This is a genomic window from Gordonia sp. NB41Y (assembly GCF_030718915.1).
Classification (GTDB): domain Bacteria; phylum Actinomycetota; class Actinomycetes; order Mycobacteriales; family Mycobacteriaceae; genus Gordonia; species Gordonia desulfuricans.
The window spans coordinates 1,647,698-1,669,378 of the sequence record NZ_CP132196.1 but is presented as its reverse complement, the minus strand read 5'-3'; the positions used below and the strand labels follow the sequence as shown (position 1 = coordinate 1,669,378).

Sequence of the window (21,681 nt, the reverse complement as noted above, 5' to 3'; positions counted from 1 at the left end):
CGTATAGGATAGTGTCAGCCACGAAACTAGAACACGTTCCATGAGGACTGAGGCAAGGAAACCCCAGATGGCGCATGTGATCACACGACCGTGTTGCAACGACTCCTCGTGCGTGAGTGTGTGCCCGGTGAACTGTATCCACCCCACACCGGACGAGCCGGAGTTCCTCACCGCGGAGATGCTCTACATCGATCCGGAGACGTGTATCGACTGCGGGGCCTGCATCGACGAGTGCCCTGTCGAGGCCATCGTCCCCGACGACCAGCTCGAGGAGCGCGACGAGCCGTATCTGCAGATCAACGCGGACTACTACACCGACCACGACGTCGAGGGCGGACTGGTGCCGCCGAAGAAGGCGCCGCAGTTGCCGGACCGGCCGTTGCACGTCGCGATCGTCGGTGCGGGCCCGGCCGCGTTCTACGCCGCCGAGGAGCTCGTCCGCCGGCCGCAGGTCGCCGTCGACATGTTCGACCGGCTGCCCACCCCGTACGGTCTGGTCCGCGCCGGTGTGGCCCCCGACCACGCCGCCACCAAGGGGGTCGAGTCGACCTTCGCGTCGGTCGCCGCCAAGAAGAACTTCACCTACTTCCTCAATGTGGAGGTGGGCAAACACATCAGCCAGGACGAGCTCGCCGACCGCTACAACGCGGTGGTCTACGCCTCCGGCGCCCCCACCGACAAACGCCTCGGCATCGAGGGGGAGGACCTGCCCGGTTCGCTGCCCGCCACCGAGTTCGTGGCCTGGTACAACGGCCATCCCGACCACGCCGACCTCGCCGTCGACCTGTCCGGTGAGCGGGCGGTGGTGGTCGGCAACGGCAACGTCGCCCTCGACGTGGCCCGAATCCTGGTCAGCGACCCCGACGAGCTCGCCACCACCGACATCGCCGACCACGCACTCGAGGCGTTGCGCGATTCGTCGATCACCGAGGTGGTGCTGCTGGGCCGCCGCGGCATCGCCCAGGCCGCCTACACCAACAGCGAGTTCCTGGCCCTGGGCGACGTCGAGGGCGTCGATGTGATCGTCGATCCCGACGAGCTCACCCTCGATCCCGCGTCGCAGGCCGCCCAGGACGACGGGACGCTCGACTCGACGATCGCCACCAAGATCCGCCTGGCCCGCGAGTTCGCCGAGCGCCCCACGACCCCCGGCAACAAGCGCATCGTGTTCCGCTTCCTCACCTCGCCGGTGTCGATCGCCGGCGACGGCAAGGCCGAGACCGTGCGCTGCGTGCGCAATGTCTACGTCGACGGTTCGGCGCGTGCCTCGATCACCCCGACCGAGGAGACCTTCGACGTCGATGCGTCGATCGTGCTGCGCGCCATCGGCTATCGGGGTGTGCCGATCACCGATCTACCGTTCGACGAGTCGGCCGCGGTGGTCCCCAACACCGCCGGCCGGGTGCTGACCGCCGCCGACGGCGACGTCATCCCCGGGTTGTACGTGGCGGGCTGGATCAAGCGTGGAGCCACCGGCGGCATCGGCCGCAACCGGATGTGCGGGCACGAGACCGCCGGTTCACTGCTGGCCGACTTCATCGCCGACGCGCTGCCCGAACCCAAGACGAGTCGCGACGACGTCCCCGCCCTGGTCGCCGACCGCGGTGCCGCGCGCATCGACCTCGCCGGGTGGAAGCGCATCGACCAGGCAGAACGCGGCGCCGGCAAGCCCACCGGACGGCGACGTGTGAAGCTGGTGGACATCGGTGCGCTGGAGAACGCCGCCACCGAGGACTGAACCCGCCCGACCGATCACCTCAGTAGGATCATCGAATCGCCACAGAAGGGGGGACGTGTGCGCGTCGCACTGTTGTCCTACCGCAGCAAGCCGCATTGCGGAGGCCAGGGTGTCTACGTCCGGCACCTGAGCCGGGAACTGGCACTGCTGGGCCACCAGGTGGAGATCTTCTCGGGGCAGCCGTACCCCGAACTCGACCAGTCCGCGATCGATGCGGGTGTCGTCCTCACCAAGGTGCCGAGCCTGGGACTCTACGAAGAACCCGATCCGTTCCGCACCCCCCGGCTCGCCGAGTACCGCGACTGGATCGACCTGCTCGAGGTCGGAGCGATGTGGACCGCGGGCTTCGGTGAGCCGCTGACGTTCTCGTTGCGGGCGGCCCGGCTGCTCGCCGACCGTCGCGACGACTTCGACATCGTGCACGACAACCAGTGCCTCGGCTACGGCCTGCTGCGCATCCAGCAGGCGGGGTTCCCGCTGATCGCGACGATCCATCATCCGATCACCCGCGACCGCACCCTCGCGGTGAAGGCGGCGAAGGGCTGGCGCAAGATCACCGCGTGGCGCTGGCATTCGTTCCTGCGGATGCAGGGGCTGGTGTCGCGGCGGATCCCGGAGCTGCTGACCGTCTCGCGCAGCAGCGAGGTGGACATCCGCAAGGCCTTCGACATCCCGGCCGGCCGCATCACCACCATCCCGCTCGGCGTCGACACCGAGGTGTTCACCCCCTGCGCCGAGCGTATCCCGGGTCGCGTGGTGTGTGTGGCCAGTGCCGACGCCCCGCTCAAAGGGGTCTCCTATCTGCTCGAGGCGATCGCGAAACTCGCCTCCGAACGCGACGTCAGCCTGACGCTGGTGTCCAGGCTCGACCCCGACGGGCCGTCGGCGAAGCTGATCGACGAGCTCGCCATCGGTGACCGCGTGAACGTCGTGTCCGGGCTGACCGACGAGGAGATGGCCGAGTTGCTCGCCACGGCCGAGGTCGCCTGCGTGCCGTCGCTGTACGAGGGGTTCTCGCTGCCCGCCGTCGAGGCGATGAGCTGCGGCACCCCGCTGGTGGCGACCCGCGCCGGGGCCATCCCGGAGGTCGTCGGCACCGACGGGTGCGCCGCGACGCTGGTGCCGCCGCGTGACTCCGGTGCCCTCGCCCAGGCGATCGGCCGGTTGCTCGACGACGCCGACCTGCGGTCGGCGATGTCGGTGGCCGCACGCGAGCGGGTGGAGGAGCGCTACAGCTGGGCCGCGGTCGCGGCGAAGACCGCTGCGCACTACCAGACGGTCTTGGACAAGGCCGGGTTCGACAGAGCAGGGCTGGAGAAGGCCGGGACCACCCGGGCACAGACAGAGGGGACAAGTGCGTGCTGACAGTTGACTTCGACCGATTGGGTGTCGGACCGCAGACCAAGGCGATCGACATCGGGGCCGGTCAGGGCCGCCACTCGTACGAGATGTTCCGTCGCGGTGCCGACGTGATCGCCTTCGACCAGTCCGAGTCGGATATGGCCGACGTCGCGGAGATGTTCGACGCGATGATGGCCGAGGGGCATGTGCCGGCCAGCGCCAAGGCGCGCGCCGAGGTGGGTGACGCCCTGCGGCTGCCCTACGCCGACAACTCGTTCGACGTGGTGCTGATGTCGGAGATCCTCGAGCACATCCCGTCCGACGAGGCCGCGATCGCCGAGATGGTGCGCATCCTCAAGCCGGGCGGCATGGCCGCGGTGACCGTGCCGCGGTACTGGCCGGAGAAGGTGTGCTGGGCGTTGTCGGACGAGTACCACGAGGTGGAGGGCGGGCACGTCCGCATCTACAAGGCCTCCGAACTCGCCGGCAAGCTCACCGCGGCGGGCCTCGAGGTCACCGGCACCGACCACGCGCACGCCCTGCACGCCCCCTACTGGTGGCTCAAGTGCGCGGTCGGCGTCGACAACGACGACAACCTGCTGGTCAAGGGCTATCACCAGCTGCTCGTGTGGGACATGATGAGCAAGCCGTGGCTCACCCGGGTCGGTGAGCAGGTGCTCAACCCGGTGATCGGGAAGTCGGTCGCGCTGTATCTGCGTAAGCCGCAGTGACGGTCGGTCGATGACTACCGCACCGGCGGTCGCCGGTGTGCTGACGGCCCAGCAGGTCGTCGCCACCGGTTCGGCCATCGTCGGCATGCAGGAGGAGTCGGGGGCGCTGCCGTGGTTCCCGGGCGGCAAGACCGATCCGTGGGATCACGTCGAGTCGGCGATGGCGCTGAGCGTCACCGGCTTCGTCGCCGAGGCCGAGGCCGCCTACGACTGGTCACACCGCCATCAGCGCCCGGACGGTTCCTGGCCGATCACGATCGTGCAGGGTGAGATCACCGATCCGGGCATCGACTCCAACTTCTGCGCCTACATCGCGGTGGGGGTGTGGCATCACTACCTCATCACCGGCGACACAGCGTTCCTCGAACGCATGTGGCCGGTGGTGTGGTCGGCGATCGACCTCGTCTGCCGCTTCCAGCGACCCGACGGCGCATTCCGGTGGGGTGGCGACCACCGGACCCACGCGATGTTCGACGAGGCACTGATCACCGGCAACGCCAGCATCTACCAGTCGCTGGACTGCGCGATCCGGATCGCCGCCGAGATGAGACAGCCCGACGACGACTGGGTGCGTGCCCTCGACGCCCTCGACGACGCGTTCACGACCCGCCCGGAGGTCTTCGAGAAACCGTCCGAGCATTCGATGGACTGGTACTACCCGGTACTCGGCGGGGCCATCCGCGGGCGGGCGGGACAGGAACTGATCGCGCGGCGCTGGGACGAGTTCGTGGTGCCCGGGCTCGGCATCCGCTGCGTCGACCATCGGCCGTGGGTGACCGGTGCAGAGACGAGCGAACTGGCGCTGGCCCTCGACGCGCTCGGTGACACCGCCGACGCGATCGAGCTGATCTCCTCGATCCAGCATCTGCGTGATCCGGACGGCTCGTACTGGACCGGTCTGGTCTTCGACGACGGCAAGCGCTGGCCGGTGGAGAAGAGTTGCTGGACGTCCGGGGCAGTGGTCCTCGCCGCCGATGCGGTGAGCCGTACGACGGCGGGCAACGGGATCTTCCGCGATGCCGGCCGGAGGCTCGCGCCGCGCGTGTAGCGATCCTCGGGTGTGTCGATCCCCGAGTGGTGGGTTCCGGACAGCCCCTCGATGTCCGGAACCCGCCCCCCATTTCGCCAAGCGTGCTCTCGCCGTCCCCCTCTCTGGACGGCGAGAGCACGCTCCCCCGACGACTCGATCCGTCACCCGCTGGGCTCCGGAGGAGTAACACCATTCCATCTCCTCCGGGGCAACCGGATCCAGTACATGTCCGGAAAACACGGTGAAACACCAGATCAGCGGGGGTGACGAGTTTTCCGGTCCGGAAAACACACCCCCCGTCACACCGGAAACGCGACCTCGGGGTGGGCGTGACGATGGCGAATTTCGTACATTCGTTGAGTGCATGCGCCGCTGTCGGGCGCGGCGGGAAAGGAACCATGGCGACGGGTCGCTCCACCGCATCCGTGTCTGCGTCCGCGGCCGATGCGGCCGGGCGGTTCGGGGCGCAGCTGCTGGCGTTGTTCGCCGCGGCCGGGTCGCCGACCCTCGCGCACACCGTCAAGGGGGCCGCGCGCCTGGCCCCGGGGCGCGCCGATGTCACCGTCCAGCGGCTGTCGGACTGGCGGCGCGGACGTCATCTGCCGGCGAGCTTCGAGACCCTCGAACCGGTCCTCGCGTGGTTGATCCTGCAAGCCCAGTCGAAGGGTGCCGACGCCGCGCCGCTCACCGAATGGGAGCGGTGGTGGTCGGCGTCGCGGGCCCCGCGCTCGGCCGACCGGATCACCTCGCCGGGCACCGTCGGCGCCTCCGATGCGGGGTCCGACGCCGAGGACATCCCGGCCGCGGTGTCGCCGTACCGCGGTCTCGACGCGATGACCGCCGCCGACCACGAGGTGTTCTTCGGGCGGGACCGGGTGCTGTCCCGACTGGCCGAACTGGTCGAGGCCGCCGACGCCGAACGCGGCACCACCCCGGCCCTGGTGATCGTGACCGGGGTGTCCGGGGCGGGTAAGTCGTCGCTGTTGCGGGCGGGGATCGCGCGGATCGCGGCCGGCGGCGAACGCACCGGCCGTACCCGCGTCGAGCGCAACTGGCAGGTCGACACCCGGCTGGCGGTCAACCTCGTCGCCGACACGGAACCGGTGGAGCGCGGGCCCGAGCGCGAACCGGGACCCGCCGGTGTGGATGTGGGCGCCGGTGTGGATGTGGGCATCGGGGTGGATGTGGATGCCCCGGACCTGACCGTGCACGTCGTCGACCAGATCGAGCAGGTGATGGTGGGCGAATCGCTGCACGCCGAGCCGGTGCAGCGACTGATGGAGGCCCTGGCCGCGCTCGCCGCGGTGCCGGGCAACGTGGTGGTGGTGGGCGCCCGCGCCGACATGTACGAGATGTGTTCGGTACTCGAGCCGCTCGCGACGGCCTGGCAGCAGCGTTCGATCGTGGTGCCGCCGATGACCGACAAAGAGCTCGAAGACGTGATCGGGGCGCCTGCCCGCAGCACCGGCATCCGGGTCGACAAGGGTCTGGCCCCGACCATCCTGTCGGATCTGCGCAGCCTGTCGGGTCGACGTGGCCCGATCGAGGACCGCGCCGGGCAGTTGCCGCTGGTCGCCCATGTGCTGTCGGTGATGTGGGAGCGGCGCGGCGGCGGCATGCTCACCGTCGCCGGCTATCACGCCGCCGGTGGCGTCGGCTCGGCGATCTCGGAGACCGCCGAGGCCACCTGGTCGGGTCTCGACCCGGGCCAGCGGACGGTCGCCGAACGGCTGCTGCTGTCGCTGATCCACGTCTCCGACGGGGTCACCGCCCGCCGGCCCCGCACCCTCGCCGAGCTCAGCGCACTGGGCGACGATCCGGCCGCCACGGTGGCGGTGATCGAGATCCTGGCCGAATCACGTCTGCTCACCGTCTCCGACCAGCAGGTCCAGATCATCCACGACGTGGTGCTGACGGCGTGGCCGCGTCTGGACGACCTGCTCGAGAAGGTCCGCGACCTCGCGCCCGTCTACGAGCGGGTGACCTCCGACGCCGCCGAATGGGACCGGCAGTCCCGGGACACCTCGTTGTTGTACAACCCGGCGCGGACGGCGTGGGCCGAGCAGGTCGCCGACGACCCGATGCTCGCGGCCACCGCCCGCGACTTCCTGGACACGTCCCGGCGCAATGCGGAGATGCAGCGGCGTCGACGACGCTGGGGGATCAGTGCGGTGGTGCTGCTGGCGGTTATCTCGGTGGTCGCCGCGATCGTCGCGATCGGCTCCAACATCGCCCTCGGCCGCGAGAGCGACAGCGCCCGGTTCTCGGCATTGTTGTCGTCGGCGGGCCGACTGGCACAGACCGATCCGGGTCTGGCCGCGCAGCTGGCGGTGGGGGCGTGGCGAATCCATCCCGACGACCCCATCGCCCGGATGCGGGTGCTGCAGACCCAGCAGTTGCCGCTTCCGGCGCCGGCCCGGCAGGCGCATGCCGGGGCGATCTACGACATGAGCATCGACCAGCAGACCGACCTGCTGGCCACCGCCAGCTACGACAAGACGGTCCGGTTGTGGTCGACCGCCGAGCCCAACGACATCGTCGCCGCATCACCGCCGATGGGCGGGTACTCGTCGTTCGTCACCTCCGTGGCCCTGGCACCCGGCGGCAAGCAGCTGGCATCGGCCGACGGCGACGGGCACATCGCGGTGTGGGATGTCGCCGACGTCGCCCATCCCTCCCGGACGGCCACGCTGACCTCGCCGTTCGGGTCGGGTACCGCCTACATCCTGCGCTACGACCGCACCGGCCGGACCATGGTGTCCACGCACGACAACGGGGTGGTCACCCTGTGGGACACCTCCGATCCCACCGGCTACCGGCCGGTGTCGGCGGTCCGCGGCTTCGGTGGCCCGGTCCGCACGGTCGCGACCAGCCCGACCGCCCCGCTCGCGGTGGTCGGTTCCGACGACGGGACGATCGGCGTCATCGACATCGCCGATCCCGCGACGCCGGTGATGATCGCCCGCATCGCCGACGGCATCGACAGCGGCTGGCATTCGGTGGCGATCTCACCCGACGGACGGCTGCTGGCGAGTGGACGTGACGACGGTACGGTCGCGGTGTTCTCCCTGGCCGATCCCCGGTCGCCCCGCCAGCTCGGCCGGGTCCGCGGGCACGGTGCGGCGATCTGGACGGTCGGATTCTCCGGTGACGGTCGCGCGATGGTGTCGGCGGGGATCGACGGCGTCGCCCGGCGTTGGGATGTGTCCACCGACGGTGACGCCGCCTCACCCAACATGCTCACCGAACTCGGTGTCCCGATGCGCACGGTCGGTGGCTCGTTCTTCACCGCGTTGGAACTGCAGCCCTACACCGTGCTCACCGCGGGAGGTGCGGGCAGCGTGCAGGCGTGGGACATCCCCCGCGCCCCGACCCCGGCGCACAGCCTGCCGATCACCCGGACCTCGGTGAGCCCCGATGACCGGACGCTGGCGACCAGTGGCGCCGATCAGCGCATCCTGCTGTGGGATCTCACCTCGGGAACACCCACCGAACTGTCCCAGATCCGGCGTCCGCTGCGGCCCAGTGGCGGCTACGTCACCGCGTTCGACCGTTCCGGTGAGGTCCTCGCCACCGCGTTCACCGGCGGCGGCGAGGTGGACCTCTACGACATCTCCGACCGCGCCAGGCCCACACCGATCGCGACGCTGCACCTGGGAACCCGCCATGCCTTTCCCCTGGCCTTCTCCCCAGACCGCGACATCCTGGTGACCGGGGCCGGTGACAACACCGTGCAACTGTGGGATGTCACCGAGCCGAATGCGCCCCGGTCCCTCGGGTCGCCGATCGCGGCGGCCGAGGGCTTCGTCGAGGACGTCGCGTTCAGTCCGGACGGCAGGAGTATCGCCGTCGCCGATGCGCGGCACCGGATCACCCGCTGGGATGTGTCCGACCCGGCCGCGCCGAAGCAGGTGCAGGTGATCACCTCCCACGACAGCGCGGTCAACGCCGTCGAGTTCAGCCCGGACGGCAGATACCTCTACGGAGGCGCCGACGACCAGCAGATCTCGGTGAGCGAGGTCGGTGTGGGGCAGAGCACCCCGGTTCTCGTGCCGGCCGGCCTGCGGGTCACATCGCTGTCGATCGCGCAGAACGGGACGACCCTGGTGGTCGGCGGTACCCAGACCATCCAGCTCTGGGACATCTCCGATCCCGCCCGGCCGGCGCCGATCGCCCCGGACGAGTCCATCACCTCCGAGTCGGTGTACGTGCGCGAACCCACCATCGACAGTCACGGGATCATCTACGCCGGCGGGGCCTCTGACCTGCAGTGGTGGACGATCGACGTCGACGCGGTGGCCGCGCGGGTGTGCAACTCCGGTGGGCGGATCGACGAGGCGACCTGGAACCAGTTCGCCGAAGGGGTCAGGTTTCCGGAAATATGCCTGGACTAGTGTCCAGTCGTCTGTCTATGGTGAAGCCATGGACTTCGGGATCGTGCAATTCACCAGTGACCGTGGCCTCGCGCCGCAGATCCTGGCTCCGTTGATCGAACAGGCCGGCTTCGCGTCGTACTTCGTGCCCGAGCACGGCCACATCCCCACCCGCCGCGACGCCGCGCACCCTCAGACCGGTGACTCGTCGCTGCCCGACGACAGGTACATGCGCACCCTCGACCCGTGGACGACGCTCGCCGCGGCCGCCGCGGTCACCGAACGAATCCGCCTGGCCACCGCGGTCGCCCTGCCGGTGCAGTCCGATCCGATCACCCTGGCCAAGACCCTGGCCACCCTCGATCATCTCTCGGGCGGACGCGTCACCCTCGGTGTCGGATTCGGCTGGAATCTCGACGAACTCGCCGACCACAAGGTCCCCCCGAAGCGCCGCCGCACCATGCTCCGCGAGTATCTCGAGGCGATGCGTGCGCTCTGGACCGACGAAGAAGCCGAGTATCACGGCGAATTCGTCGACTTCGGGCCCAGCTGGGCGTGGCCCAAGCCGCCACAGGGCACGCTGCCCACGCTGGTCGGTGCCGCGGGCAACGAGAAGAACTTCAAGTGGATCGCCCGCAGTGCCGACGGGTGGATAACCACCCCCGGTGAGGCCGACATCGAGGGATCGGTGAAGCTGCTGCAACAGATCTGGTCCGACGCCGGCCGCGCCGGTGACCCGCAGATCGTCGTCCTCGACTTCAAGCCCGTCGCCGAGAAGCTCGACGCCTGGCGGGATCTCGGCGTCACCACAGTGCTGTACGGCCTGCCCGACGACTCCGTCGAACGCGCATCGGCCTACCTCGCCAAGCTCGCCGGGAAGCTGGGAATCGCGCCCGCGACCGTGGGATAGCGGTCTGCAACGGCTGTTGGTGGTCGATGACGCCTGCTGTGGTTGAGTTGGTGGCCACCTCGGAGGTGGTCGCCTCCTGACGTGGGCTGCGGAGATTTCGACTCGGGCCTCGCCTTTGCGGCTCGGTCCCGGCTCAATCATCAACGGGCCGTTGGCGAGGCGTGTCGAAACCTCCGTCGGCCGATGTCGCCGGCGCTTATCCGTCGTCGGCGAGTGCCTTGATCCTTCCGAGGAGGTCGGGGTAGCGCCGCATGTGTGCGCCACCGTTGAGATCGATCGCCGATCCGGTCATCCAGCCCGACGCGGGGGAGGCCAGAAAGGCGATGGTGTCGGCGACGTCGCCGGGTGTACCGGCCCGGCCGAGTGGGGTGTTCTCCAGATACTCCTCGCGAAGTCCCGGAATGAACGAGATGCCCTCGGTCAGTGGTGTGTCCACCAGTCCTGGTGACACCGCGTTCACCCGAACACCCCGCTCGGCGAGCTCGAGTGCGGCGACCTCGACCAGCATGAGCACCCCGGCCTTCGCCGCGCAGTAAGCGGCCATGCCGGTGCCGGGCTGGCGACCGTTGAGCGAGGCGACACAGACGATCGATCCGCCGTCGACGATCCTCCGACCGGCATGCTTGAGGACCAGGAACGTTCCCGTCAGGCACACGTCGACGGTGGTCTGCCACGCCGACAACTCGAGGTCGACGATCGGCCCGGGCATCGACAGTCCTGCACAGTTCACCACCACCGCCACGTCGTCGAGAGCGGTGAAACCCGCGGCCACGGAACGCTCGTCGGTCACGTCGAGATACAGCCAGTCGCCGCCGATCTCGGCTGCTGCCGTGCGGACTGCGTCGGCATTCACATCTGCGACGACGACGTGATGCCCGGCAGCGGTGAGTCGATCGGCGGCGGCGCGCCCGATCCCGGACGCGCCACCCACCACCACCGCGGTACTCATCCGACCGGACCATCCACCGGATCGACGGTGAGATGCCGTGTGAGGAACAGGATCTGATGGGCGAGAGCGGTGCCGAACCACGAGTCGTCCGACTCGGCGAAGATGTCGAAGTGATCGCACGGATAGTGCCTGACCTCGGCCCGGGCGGCAAAGGCGGCCTTGGCGGCAGCCTGGGGCGGTGCGGCACCGTCGAAGTCGGCGATCTGTACCAGGACGGGCGCGTCGACGTCGGCGGCATGCCGGTCGGCGCGATATGCGCCGAGTTCCAGACCCACCGCCGCATCCACCTCGTTGCGCCAGCTCGGGCCGGCGATCCGCAGGTAACTGTCCAGGTAGCCGGGGGCGGTCAGTGCGGCCTTGTCTCCCGGCGCGCCGACGACGGGCATCATCAGCGGTCGCCGACCCAGTTTGCCGCCCACCGCGCTGCCGATCCCCAGTGCGGTGGAGCGCAGGATCGCCGCAGCACCGGCGGTGGGGTAGTTGTGGATTCCGGCGGCCACACCACTGACCATCGGGACCATCGAGATCACCGCGGCCACATCCGACCGTCCCTCGGCAGTGCGGGCCAGCTCGGCGCCGACCACCAGAACGTGACCACCTGACTGCGAGAGTCCCCACAGCACAACCCGTTTCGGGTCGACGCCGGGCTGCCGGACGGCGGCGTCGATCGCGGCGTGGTAGTCGGCGATCTGGCCGGTCATCGACACCTGCTGGCGGGGCTCGCCACCGGACAGGCCGAAGTTGCGGTAGTCGAAGGCGAACACCGCCAGGCCGGCGGCGGCCAGGCCCCGAGCATAGGGTTCGAGCCCGGAATCCTTGGTGCCGCAGAAACCGTGGGCCATCACCACCACCGGGACGCCCGCGGCGCCGGCGAAGGGTGAGTCGGCGGCGGCGTCGAAGAACCAGGCATCGCACTCGGTGCCGGCGGAGACGAAGCGAACGGTGCGGCGGGTGTCGGTGCTGGTCATCGGGTCTCCTGCAGGGTCGGCTCGGCCGGCTGGGTCACGTGGGCCCAGTGCATCGGTCCGAGGTGGTCGGCGCGGGCGCGACCGGCGGGGATCTCCTTGGTGCGCATGTCGTGCTCGTACAGGTAGTAGTCGACCTGCTGGGTGTGCCGGGCGCTGGGAACCATGTGGCCGGAATAGAACTCGCGCTCCTCGACGATCACCCGGCGCATGTCCTCGACCGGTGGCAGCCGGTAGGCGCCGATCGCATACGAGCCGATCAATCGGGCCTGGCATTCGACGAACGGGAACAGTGTCGGCGTCGCCTGGGCGAAGCCTGCGAACACCAGATCGTCGACACCCGGGTAGAACATCCGCTTGTACAGGTCGATCTTGTTGTCCGGCGCCGACAGGAAATCGGGATCGAAGAACGGGAAGGTGATGTTGTATCCGGTGGCGTAGATGATGATGTCGAAGTCGCCGCTGGTGCCGTCCTCGAAATGGACGGTGTCACCGTCGAATCGGCTGATGTTGGGTTTGGCGGTGACGTCCCCGGAACCCAGCCGCAACGGCAGCTCCACCGACTGTGTGGGATGTGCCTCGAAGAACTTGTGATTGGGTGTGGGCAGGCCGTAATCCTCTGGCCGCCCGGCGGTCACGGGCTGCATGACCTGCATGAACTTGCGCTGCCACGAGAACGGGATGTGCGGCGATGTGTGGTAGAACCGGTCGGCGGGTTTGCCGCCGAAGTACTTCGGCACGATCCACGCACCCGACCGGGTCGACAGCGTCAACTCGTTGCGCAGGGCCTTCGACGACAACTCGACCGCGATGTCGGCGGCACTGTTGCCCAGGCCGACCACCAGGATGCGTTTTCCGGTGAAGTCGTGCGGGGTGCTGATGTCGATGTAGTGGTGTGCATGCATCTCGATGCCGGCGAAGGTGCCCGGGAACGTGGGGTACCGCGGATCCCAATGATGACCGTTGGCGACGACGAGCAGATCGAACCGGCGTAGCTCCCCACGCTGCGTCTGTAGTTCCCAGCCGCCGTCGTCGAGGTGCCGGGCATGGGTGACCCCGTTGGTGAACTCGATGTTCTCGCGCAACCCGAAGGCGTCGGTGTAGGAGTCGAGGTACTCCTTGATCTGCGTGTGATGTGGGAAGTCCGGATACTCGTCCGGCATCGGGAAGTCCTTGAACGACAACTGCAGCTTGGACGTGTCGATGTGCAGCGACCGGTAGGCACTCGAATGCCCGTTGGGATTGCCGAAGGCCCAGTTGCCGCCGACCCGGTCCGACGACTCGAAGCACGTGTACGGGACTCCGTAGTCGGCGAGCATCTTGCCTGCGGTCAGGCCGCTGATACCCGCCCCGATCACCGCGGTGCGCGGAAGACGTGCGCGCATGGTTCCCCCTCAGGTGGTGTTGACAGATCTATGAAACTGTCTACTCCTCCTCGGCGTACCCGGTGGACACTTTCGCGAAAATGTCTACCGGGGTTGTTAGAGTCGGGCCATGGGCCCTGCGCAGACCGATACCGACACCGAGACCGACACCGCGGTCAGCGTCACCGATCGACTGCTCGACGCCACCGAGAAGCTGCTGGCCGAGCACGGGATCCGGGCCACCACGATGCAGCAGGTCGCCGAGGTGGCGGGGGTGTCACGGGCATGGCTGTATCGGCACTTCCCGGACAAGCGGGCGATGGTCGGCGCGGCCATCGTGCGGCTGACCGCCTCGTTCTGGACCGACGCCCGTGCCGAACTGTCCACGATCGACGGGTTCGCCGGCCGCCTCACCGCCGGGGTGCGGATCGGCCGCGGCGCCTACGACGACCCGGGTACGCTCCTGCTCCGGCTTCGCACCGACGAGCCCGACGAGTATGCGGCATGCGTGGATGTCGGTGTCGCGGCGCTGATCCCGGACCTCGCCGCCTTCTGGCGCCCCTTCGTCGACGAGGCGATCACCGGCGGTGAGCTGCACTCCGGCCACGATCCGGCCGAGGTCGCCGAGTGGGTTGCGCGCGTCCTGATCAGTCTGGGCACCATGCCGAGCGCGACGGTCGACGCCGATGACCCGGTGTCGGTGCGGCGGCAGATCGATCGATATGTCATGCCGGCGTTGCGATCTGCGCCGTGATGGGCCCGGACGTGCCGTGGGGTGCCCCGATGTGCCCGGCACGACACGGGCCGTGGGGCAGGTGCATCGAGCACCACGCCGCACGGCCCGGGGTATGTCGATCCGACGTCACCGACCGCGTCGGGAGAACTTCTCCTTGAACTGGTAGACCTTGATCGCCACGGTGGTGAGGATCTTCTGGACAAGGGTCGGTTCCGGGGCCTGCTCGGACATGGATTCTCCTGTTCGCTACGGGTTCGCCAGATCAATGAACCCGGCTCGGCGGCGCCGTCGCAACGACAGGTCCCGGTAGGCGATTCCGGGCGGACACGAAGGGGGCGGGCGACTACTTCGGCAGCGGTCGGCCGACCACCCCCGAATCGCGGCGCAGCACCCGCAACGACCCCTCCACCCGCACCTCGGTGAACTGTCCGGTGGCCAGCGCCTGACAGTAGATCTCGTACGGCGGGCGTCCACCGTCGGCGGGATCGGGGAAGACGTCGTGGATCAGCAGGGCACCGCCGATGCGCACCCACGGCGCCCAGCCGTCGAGGTCGTTCTGCGCGGCCTGCATCGAGTGACCGCCGTCGATGAACACGAAGTCGGCGGGTTTGCCCCACGCACGCGCAGCCGTCGTCGACGGGGCGAGCATCCCGATCACCGTCTGCTCGAGCCCGGCGTCGAACATGGTGCGGCGGAAGCGAGCCGACGTGTCGAGGGTGCCGGCATGCGGATCGACCAGGGTGGGGTCGTGGTACTCCCAGCCCGGCTGGTGCTCTTCGGAACCGCGGTGATGGTCGACGGTCACCAGCACCGCGCCGGTGGCCTCGGCGGCCGAGCCGAGGAACACCGTCGACTTGCCGCAGTAGGTCCCGATCTCCACGCCGACCTTGGTGGACTCGGCCTGGTCCAGGTAGTCGACGGCGATCTCGAACAGGGTCTGGGCCTCGTCGAGCGGCATGAATCCGGGCGCGTCGGCAGCGACCTGGAGACGTTCGGGTGAGGGGGCGGCGAGCGGCGTCGAGGCCGACGAGGCGGTCATGATCGACGATCCTAGCGTTGCCAAGCATGCGTTTGGTCGGCTCCGCGTAGGGTGAGCAAGCATGAGAGCTCAGGTACTCACCGCAGAGACCGGTCCGTCCGCGCTGGAACTCGTCGACGCCCCCGATCCGATGCCGGCCGACGGGCAGGTTCTCGTCGACATCAAGTCGTGCGGGATCTGCTTCCCGGACCTGCTGATGAGCCAGGGCAAATACCAGCTCCGCATCCCCACACCGTTCACCCCGGGTACCGAGGTCGCGGGTGTGGTGCGGTCGGCCCCCGAGGGTTCGGGCTTCTCCGCCGGCGACAACGTGCTCGTCGCGTCGGTGGTCGGTGGATTCGCCGAGCAGGTCGCCGCGGCCCCCGAGCAACTGCTGCCCATGCCCGACGGCCTCACCTTCGACGAGGGTGCCGCACTCGGCATCAACTTCCAGACCGCGCTGTTCGCCCTGAAACTGCGCGCCCAGACCGCCCCCGGTGAGATCGTCGGCGTGCTCGGTGCCGCGGGCGGTATCGGTGTCGCATCGATCCTGGTCGCCAAGGCGATGGGCGCGCAGGTGGTCGCCATCGTGCACCGCACGGGCGCCGAGGACCTGCTGCGCTCGCTGGGCGCCGACCACGTCGTCGCGCTCACCGACGGCTGGGGCGAGAAGCTGCGCGAGTTCGCGCCGGAGGGCGTCGACGTGATGATCGACCCGTCGGGCGGTGACGTCTTCGACGAGGCGCTGCGGCAGGTGGCCCCCGACGGCCGGTATGTGGTGATCGGTTTCGCCGCCGGCGGCATCCCCACCGTCAAGCTCAACCGGGTGCTGTTCCGCAACATCGCCGTCGTCGGTGCCGCGTGGGGCGAGTACGTGCGCACCCATCCGGGCGTCCCGGGTCTCCTGCACGACGAACTGACCGAGATGATCGCCGCCGGACTGCGCCCGCCGGTCAACGTCACCTACCCGCTCGAGGATCTGTCGCAGGCGTTGACCGATCTCGCCGAGGGGCGGATCCTGGGGAAGGCGGTCGTCCACATCAACGACTGACAACCGGGCAGACCGACCACCGGCCGACCGCACGACAGGGGTGGCCGGGAACGCCGATCAGGGGAACGTCATGTGCCGCAACATCACCGAACTGCGGGGGCTCGAGCCTCCGGCCACCGAGGACGAGATCACCGCGGCCGCGGTGCAATACGTACGCAAGGTGAGCGGTGTCCGGCATCCGTCGGCGGCCAACGCCGATGCCTTCGACGCGGCGGTCTCGGCGGTCGCCGCGGCCACCCGTGAACTGCTCGCCGAACTGCCGGCGCGACGGCAACCACCGAAGACGGTGCCGCCGTTGCGCCGGCCGGAGGTACAGGCCCGGATCGCGGCGCGGGGATGACCGGCGTCGTGTGATCGCCGACCGGCGGGCGCCGACGGGTCAGTCGCCGTCGACGCGTCCGGGGTAGGTGGCCCGGCGCGCGGCATGCATCGGGCAGTAGTGCATCGGGTTGTCGCGCTCGTCGACCGGCGGCAGATTGCGCGTCGGGGTCTCGACGAGGGGTGCGTTCATCGGCACCCGGCCCTGCACCCGATCCCAGGCATCGCGCGGACGGGGATGGCGCAGATAGCGTTTCGGCAGCATGCGGTGCATCACCAGGTTCACCACCCGGCCGAGCAGGGTGAACATCCGCTCGTCGCGCTCGGTCCACTCGAGGTTCATCAGTTCCCGGATGGGCTCGTCGTAGAACCCGGTGGTCAGCCACAGGAAGAACTTGGCGTTCCGCTCGGCGATGTGCTTGCGCCAGATCGACTTCGGGATGAACCGGAGGAACGGCGGCGGTGGCAGCAGGGAGATGTCGAGGACCGTCCGGACCGATTCGTGGTCGCGGAGAACGTTGCGGCACATGTGGTCCCAGTACTCGAGGAAGTCCTCGTAGGTGTCCGGGACCGGTCGCATGGACACGCCGTACTGGGCGTACCAGGCCTTCGACTCCTCGAACAGCTGCCGTTTCTGGTCCTCGGTGAGCCACGGTCCCATGCGTTCACACAGCCGCACGTTGCCGTACCAGAAGGTGGCATGTGCCCAGTAGAAGACGTCGGGGTCGAGTGCGTGATAGCGCGAACCGTCGGGCATGGTGCCCTTGACCGTGCGGTGATAGTCGCGCACCTCGTGACCGGTCTCGGCGCCGGCCACCGAATCGAAGACGACGCCGCTGATCGGGTACAGCGACCGCAGGAGCCGCTGCCAGCGTTCCCCGAAGAAGTCGGAGTGATCCCACACGGCCTGACCGAGCTTGGGATGCATGTTCTGGATGGACCCGGCCCACAGCCCCTGCAACATGCCGGTCCAGGTGCCCCAGATCTGCCAGGTCAGCGAATCCGGCCCGAGTGGTGCGTACTCGACCGGGGGGTCCGCGGGGGTCGGCGCGGGGCGGACGTCGTCCGCAGGGCTCGGCGCAACCTGTGTCATGAGACGAAACTCTAGAAGCGTCTCAACATAGTGTCAACCGTCACAGTGGTGGGCCGGGACGGTCGCGGGCTGTCCGGACCTGCGGTCAGTCCTCGACGAAGCGCACCCGATCCCCGGCGGCCAGTTGTGCGGCCCGGCCCGACGCCGAGGCGGTGAGTACCGCGACGACGGGGTATCCGCCGGTCACCGGGTGGTCGGCCAGGAAGATCACCGGCTCGCCGCCCGGAGGGATCTGCACCGACCCGTGGGCCACACCCTCCGACCGCAGCTCCGGCATGTCCGCGCGGTGTCGCAACACCGGTGCGGCCGAACCCGTCGGGCGCGTCACCCGAACCCCGACACGATTGCTGTGCGCGGTGGCCACCCACTCGCCGGTGAACAGGCCGGACGGGTCGGCGAGATACCCCCGCCGCGGTCCGGCCCGGGTCGTCAGCCGGGTGACGTCGGGGTGGGTGGAATCCAGTGGCGCCTCGGTCGCCGCGGGCCACGGGCCGTGCAGGTCGCCGACGCCCACCACGTCGCCGGGCGACAGGGGAGCGGGCCCGAGGCCGGACAGGGTGTCGGTGGACCGGGACCCGAGGGTGGTCGCGACGTCGAATCCGCCGCGTACGGAGACATAGGTCCGGCACCCGTGCGCCGGGGTGCCCAACGCCAGCTCGGCGCCCGCGGGAAGTGGTACGGCGGTACCGACGGCCACCGACAGGCCGCCGGCGCGGACCGGTACCGGGGCGCCGGTCACCGCGACCAGCACGGTGGTGTCGGTCCGAATCCGCAGACCGCCCAGGGTGGCCTCGATGACCGCGGCCGAGTCGTCGTTGCCGACAAGGCGATTCGCCAGATCCATCGAGGGCCGGTCGGCCGCCCCCGACCGCGGCACCCCGACATGGGCATATCCCGGCCGGCCGCGATCCTGGATGGTGGCCAGCGGGCCGGGGGCGACGATCTCGATCAGGGTCACTTCTGCCGTCCGGTCACGTCGTCGAAGATCACCGTCATCCCCGCCGACAATGTCGAGGGATTCGGGGCATGTTCGTCCCACAGGATGATGTCGGTGTGCCCCAGGAGATTCCATCCGCCCGGACTCTGTCGCGGATACACCGCCGAGTAGCCGGCCGCGATGGCCACCGACCCCGCCGGGACGCGGGTCCGCGGTTCGTCGCGCCGGCCGATCCGGGTGAGTGGATGGTTCGGGTCGTCGGCCGGCACCAGATACCCGAAACCCGGTGCGAAACCCATGAACTGGACACGCCACCGGGTCTGGGAATGCATCCGGACCACCGTGTCGACGCCCACGTCGAGTGCCCCGGCGACCGCCGCCAGGTCGTGGCCGTCGTAGTCCACCGGGATCCGGACCTCGTCGGCCCCGGCGTCGGCGGTTCCGGCGGAACCTGTTCCGGCCGAACGCAATACCCGACGGAGGCCGAGGCGATCGACACCCGAGCCGGATTCGAACTGCACGAGCACCGTCTCGGCGCTCGGCACGATGTCGGTCAGGGTCGGCAGCTCGCCCGCCGCCCACGCCGCCCGCAGCCGATGGTCGGTGTGTGTCACGGCCAGTGCCGCATCGGGTGCACCGGCGAAGTCGAGCAAGACGGCATCCGGGCCCGCGGGAAGCTCGCTTCTCGACAGCTCGCTCATGGACACCGAATCTACTCCCGCGCCCACGGGCGGATGGCACACTGAGCGTCGTGAACGTGCGGCGCCCCGGGAGCGCACCCCGATGAGGGAGATCGTGGTCTGCGGTGAGGCGCTCGTCGACGTCGTCTCCACCGCTTCGGCGAGCCCGTCCGATGGACTGGCGCCCTTGCAGCCGGCGCTGGGCGGGGGACCGTTCAACGTGGCGATCACCCTGGGCCGGCTGGGCAGTGCGGTGTCGTTCTGCTCGGCGGTGTCCACCGACGACTACGGCGAGGCCATCATGGCCGCACTGTGGCATTCCGGGGTGGGCACCAGCCTGGTGCAGCGGCGTCCGGAGGCCACGCCGCTCGCCTTGGCCACCATCGGTTCCGACGGCGCCGCGCACTACACCTTCTACCTCGACGGCACGGCATCGCGCCTGGTCGACGACCCGGGGCCGTTCGCACCGACCGCCTCTGCGGTGTGTTTCGGCACGTTGTCGCTGGTCCTGGAACCGGGTGCGACGGTGTACGAGACCATCCTGCGGCGCAGTCACGCCGAGGGCCGCCTGGTGGCCTGCGATCCCAACATCCGCGCCGCGGTGATCTCCGACCCGGACGCCTACCGTCGCCGCTTCGCCTCCTGGATGGACGCGGTCGACATCGTCAAGCTCTCCGACGAGGACGCGTCCTGGCTCGCGCAGGGGCCGTCCGGAAGTCGTCCCGAGGACTGGATCTCCGCGGGTGTGGCCGTGGTGCTCGTGACCGCCGGCGCCGACGGCATCGACGTGATCACCGCCTCCGGCAGGAATCATGTCCCGGCCCCGCCGGTGAGTGTCGCCGACACCATCGGCGCAGGTGACAGCATCATGGGGGCGGTTCTGCATCGCGTCGACCGGCTGGGGGCGCTCTCGTCGCAGGCGGCTGCCGGCCTCTCCGACGACGCCTGGACCGAGATCGCCGCCCATGCCACCGCTGTGGCGGCGGTCACGGTGTCACGCCCCGGTGCGGACCCTCCGTGGGCGAGCGAGCTTCGAACAGACTACGTTTAATACTCAAGAGTCCTGAACGGACGAGAAGGAAAATCTCGCACCTGAACGAAGGGGTCCACGAGTGTCCGCTGAAACGGTTCCCACCGGCGCGCAAACATCAAAGCCGGAGACGGCGACGTTCACCTACCCGGGCGGGACGCTGGATCTCCCGATCCTGGCGGCCAGCGAAGGCAGTGACTCGGTCGGCCTCGGCAAGTTCCTGTCGGAGACGGGTCTGACCACCTTCGACGGTGGTTTCGTCAACACCGCGTCGACGAAGTCGGCGATCACCTACATCGACGGTGACGCCGGCATCCTGCGCTACCGCGGTATCCCGATCGACCAGCTGGCCGCGAAGTCCACCTTCATCGAGGTCAGCTACCTGCTGATCTACGGTGAGCTGCCGACCACCGGCCAGCTCGAGGAGTTCACCAACAAGATCCAGCGGCACACCCTGCTGCACGAGGATCTCAAGCGGTTCTTCGACGGCTTCCCGCGCAACGCCCACCCGATGCCGGTGCTCTCCAGCGCCGTCAACGCGCTGAGCGCCTACTACCAGGACTCGCTGGACCCGAAGGACCCGGAGCAGGTCGAGCTGTCGACCATCCGCCTGCTGGCCAAGCTGCCGACCATCGCGGCCTACGCCTACAAGAAGTCCGCGGGCCAGCCGTTCCTCTACCCGGACAACTCGCTGTCGCTGGTCGAGAACTTCCTGCGGATGACCTTCGGCTTCCCGGCCGAGCCCTACGAGGTCGACCCCAAGGTGGCCAAGGCCCTCGACATGCTGTTCATCCTGCATGCCGACCACGAGCAGAACTGCTCCACCTCGACGGTGCGCCTGGTCGGTTCGTCGCAGGCCAACCTGTTCACCTCGATCTCCGGCGGCATCAACGCCCTGTGGGGTCCGCTGCACGGTGGCGCCAACCAGGCCGTGCTCGAGATGCTCGAGGACATCAAGGCCGCCGGTGGCGACACCAAGGCGTTCATGGCCAAGGTCAAGAACAAGGAAGACGGCGTGAAGCTCATGGGCTTCGGGCACCGCGTCTACAAGAACTACGATCCGCGTGCGGCCATCGTCAAGAAGACCGCCGACCAGATCCTCGAATCGCTGGGCGTGCAGGACGATCTGCTCGACATCGCCAAGGGTCTCGAAGAGGTCGCCCTCAGCGACGACTACTTCATCGAGCGCAAGCTCTACCCGAACGTCGACTTCTACACCGGCGTCATCTACCGGGCGATGGGCTTCCCGACCCGCATGTTCACCGTGCTGTTCGCCCTCGGCCGTCTGCCCGGGTGGATCGCGCACTGGCGTGAGATGAACGCCGACCCGACCACCAAGATCGGTCGCCCGCGTCAGCTGTACACCGGCTACACCGAGCGCGACTACATCGGCCTCGGCGAGCGCTGAGCGTTCCCG

General features: G+C 68.9%; 18 protein-coding genes. 11 read left to right on the top strand and 7 right to left on the bottom strand.

Translation table 11 applies throughout. From position 1 onward, the window contains the following. The first annotated feature begins 67 nt into the window (after positions 1-67). From Q9K23_RS07160 to Q9K23_RS07135, 6 genes are all read left to right on the top strand, one after another. Positions 68-1,738, top strand: a complete 1,671-nt coding sequence (locus Q9K23_RS07160) for an FAD-dependent oxidoreductase (protein ID WP_053778196.1) — start codon at positions 68-70, stop codon at positions 1,736-1,738. 57 nt (positions 1,739-1,795) lie between these two features. Continuing rightward, positions 1,796-3,103 (top strand): glycosyltransferase family 4 protein, encoded by a 1,308-nt coding sequence (locus Q9K23_RS07155; RefSeq protein WP_053778195.1) that lies wholly within the window; start codon positions 1,796-1,798, stop codon positions 3,101-3,103. Continuing rightward, complete coding sequence (locus Q9K23_RS07150) at positions 3,097-3,810, top strand: class I SAM-dependent methyltransferase (RefSeq protein ID WP_020790243.1); 714 nt, start codon at positions 3,097-3,099, stop codon at positions 3,808-3,810. The genes Q9K23_RS07155 and Q9K23_RS07150 overlap by 7 nt, the downstream gene beginning before the upstream one ends. Before the next feature lie 10 nt (positions 3,811-3,820). After that, entirely contained in the window at positions 3,821-4,858 is a 1,038-nt protein-coding gene (locus tag Q9K23_RS07145) for a hypothetical protein (protein WP_020790241.1), read from the top strand. 380 nt (positions 4,859-5,238) lie between these two features. Beyond that, complete coding sequence (locus Q9K23_RS07140) at positions 5,239-9,234, top strand: hypothetical protein (RefSeq protein ID WP_305950443.1); 3,996 nt, start codon at positions 5,239-5,241, stop codon at positions 9,232-9,234. Positions 9,235-9,262: 28 nt separating this feature from the next. Next, complete coding sequence (locus Q9K23_RS07135) at positions 9,263-10,123, top strand: LLM class F420-dependent oxidoreductase (RefSeq protein WP_020791276.1); 861 nt, start codon at positions 9,263-9,265, stop codon at positions 10,121-10,123. A 196-nt stretch (positions 10,124-10,319) separates the two neighbouring features. Here Q9K23_RS07135 and Q9K23_RS07130 read toward each other — a convergent pair whose 3' ends face one another. From Q9K23_RS07130 to Q9K23_RS07120, 3 genes are read right to left on the bottom strand one after another with little or no spacing between them, the layout of a single operon-like run. Beyond that, positions 10,320-11,072 (bottom strand): SDR family NAD(P)-dependent oxidoreductase, encoded by a 753-nt coding sequence (locus Q9K23_RS07130; RefSeq protein ID WP_020791274.1) that lies wholly within the window; start codon positions 11,070-11,072, stop codon positions 10,320-10,322. Next, on the bottom strand, positions 11,069-12,040 hold the full coding sequence (locus tag Q9K23_RS07125) for an alpha/beta hydrolase (protein ID WP_020791275.1): 972 nt from the start codon (positions 12,038-12,040) through the stop codon (positions 11,069-11,071). The genes Q9K23_RS07130 and Q9K23_RS07125 overlap by 4 nt, the downstream gene beginning before the upstream one ends. Beyond that, on the bottom strand, positions 12,037-13,422 hold the full coding sequence (locus Q9K23_RS07120; protein ID WP_053778194.1) for an NAD(P)-binding domain-containing protein: 1,386 nt from the start codon (positions 13,420-13,422) through the stop codon (positions 12,037-12,039). The genes Q9K23_RS07125 and Q9K23_RS07120 overlap by 4 nt, the downstream gene beginning before the upstream one ends. 109 nt (positions 13,423-13,531) lie before the next feature. Between Q9K23_RS07120 and Q9K23_RS07115 the strand changes: the two genes are divergently transcribed. Then, positions 13,532-14,155, top strand: coding sequence for a TetR/AcrR family transcriptional regulator (locus tag Q9K23_RS07115; RefSeq protein ID WP_053778193.1), 624 nt, complete (start codon positions 13,532-13,534; stop codon positions 14,153-14,155). A 325-nt stretch (positions 14,156-14,480) separates the two neighbouring features. Here the strand turns inward: Q9K23_RS07115 and Q9K23_RS07110 are convergent, their stop codons facing one another. Next, the gene (locus Q9K23_RS07110; protein WP_053778192.1) at positions 14,481-15,176 is read right to left on the bottom strand and encodes a class I SAM-dependent methyltransferase; all 696 of its coding nucleotides are present in this window, start codon (positions 15,174-15,176) and stop codon (positions 14,481-14,483) included. 61 nt (positions 15,177-15,237) lie between these two features. On the opposite strand from Q9K23_RS07110, the gene Q9K23_RS07105 reads away from it, so the two are divergent. Continuing rightward, positions 15,238-16,206, top strand: a complete 969-nt coding sequence (locus Q9K23_RS07105) for an NADPH:quinone oxidoreductase family protein (RefSeq protein ID WP_053778191.1) — start codon at positions 15,238-15,240, stop codon at positions 16,204-16,206. A gap of 70 nt (positions 16,207-16,276) precedes the next feature. Continuing rightward, a complete protein-coding gene (locus Q9K23_RS07100) occupies positions 16,277-16,546 on the top strand; it encodes a DUF2277 domain-containing protein (RefSeq protein WP_053778218.1) in 270 nt (89 codons plus the stop codon). A gap of 39 nt (positions 16,547-16,585) precedes the next feature. Here the strand turns inward: Q9K23_RS07100 and Q9K23_RS07095 are convergent, their stop codons facing one another. The 3 genes from Q9K23_RS07095 to Q9K23_RS07085 form a co-directional block, all read right to left on the bottom strand. Then, positions 16,586-17,617, bottom strand: coding sequence for an oxygenase MpaB family protein (locus Q9K23_RS07095; RefSeq protein ID WP_020792359.1), 1,032 nt, complete (start codon positions 17,615-17,617; stop codon positions 16,586-16,588). 85 nt (positions 17,618-17,702) lie between these two features. Then, positions 17,703-18,575, bottom strand: coding sequence for a biotin-dependent carboxyltransferase family protein (locus Q9K23_RS07090; protein WP_053778190.1), 873 nt, complete (start codon positions 18,573-18,575; stop codon positions 17,703-17,705). Further along, positions 18,572-19,255, bottom strand: coding sequence for an allophanate hydrolase subunit 1 (locus tag Q9K23_RS07085; RefSeq protein ID WP_053778189.1), 684 nt, complete (start codon positions 19,253-19,255; stop codon positions 18,572-18,574). Before Q9K23_RS07085 ends, Q9K23_RS07090 begins: the two co-directional genes overlap by 4 nt. Positions 19,256-19,337: 82 nt before the next feature. Here Q9K23_RS07085 and Q9K23_RS07080 point away from each other — a divergent pair, with 82 nt between their 5' ends. Further along, a complete protein-coding gene (locus Q9K23_RS07080; RefSeq protein ID WP_020791983.1) occupies positions 19,338-20,285 on the top strand; it encodes a carbohydrate kinase in 948 nt (315 codons plus the stop codon). Positions 20,286-20,346: 61 nt separating this feature from the next. Then, positions 20,347-21,672: a citrate synthase gene (locus tag Q9K23_RS07075; RefSeq protein WP_082366041.1), complete on the top strand. Its 1,326-nt coding sequence runs from the start codon at positions 20,347-20,349 to the stop codon at positions 21,670-21,672. The last annotated feature ends 9 nt before the right edge of the window (positions 21,673-21,681 follow it).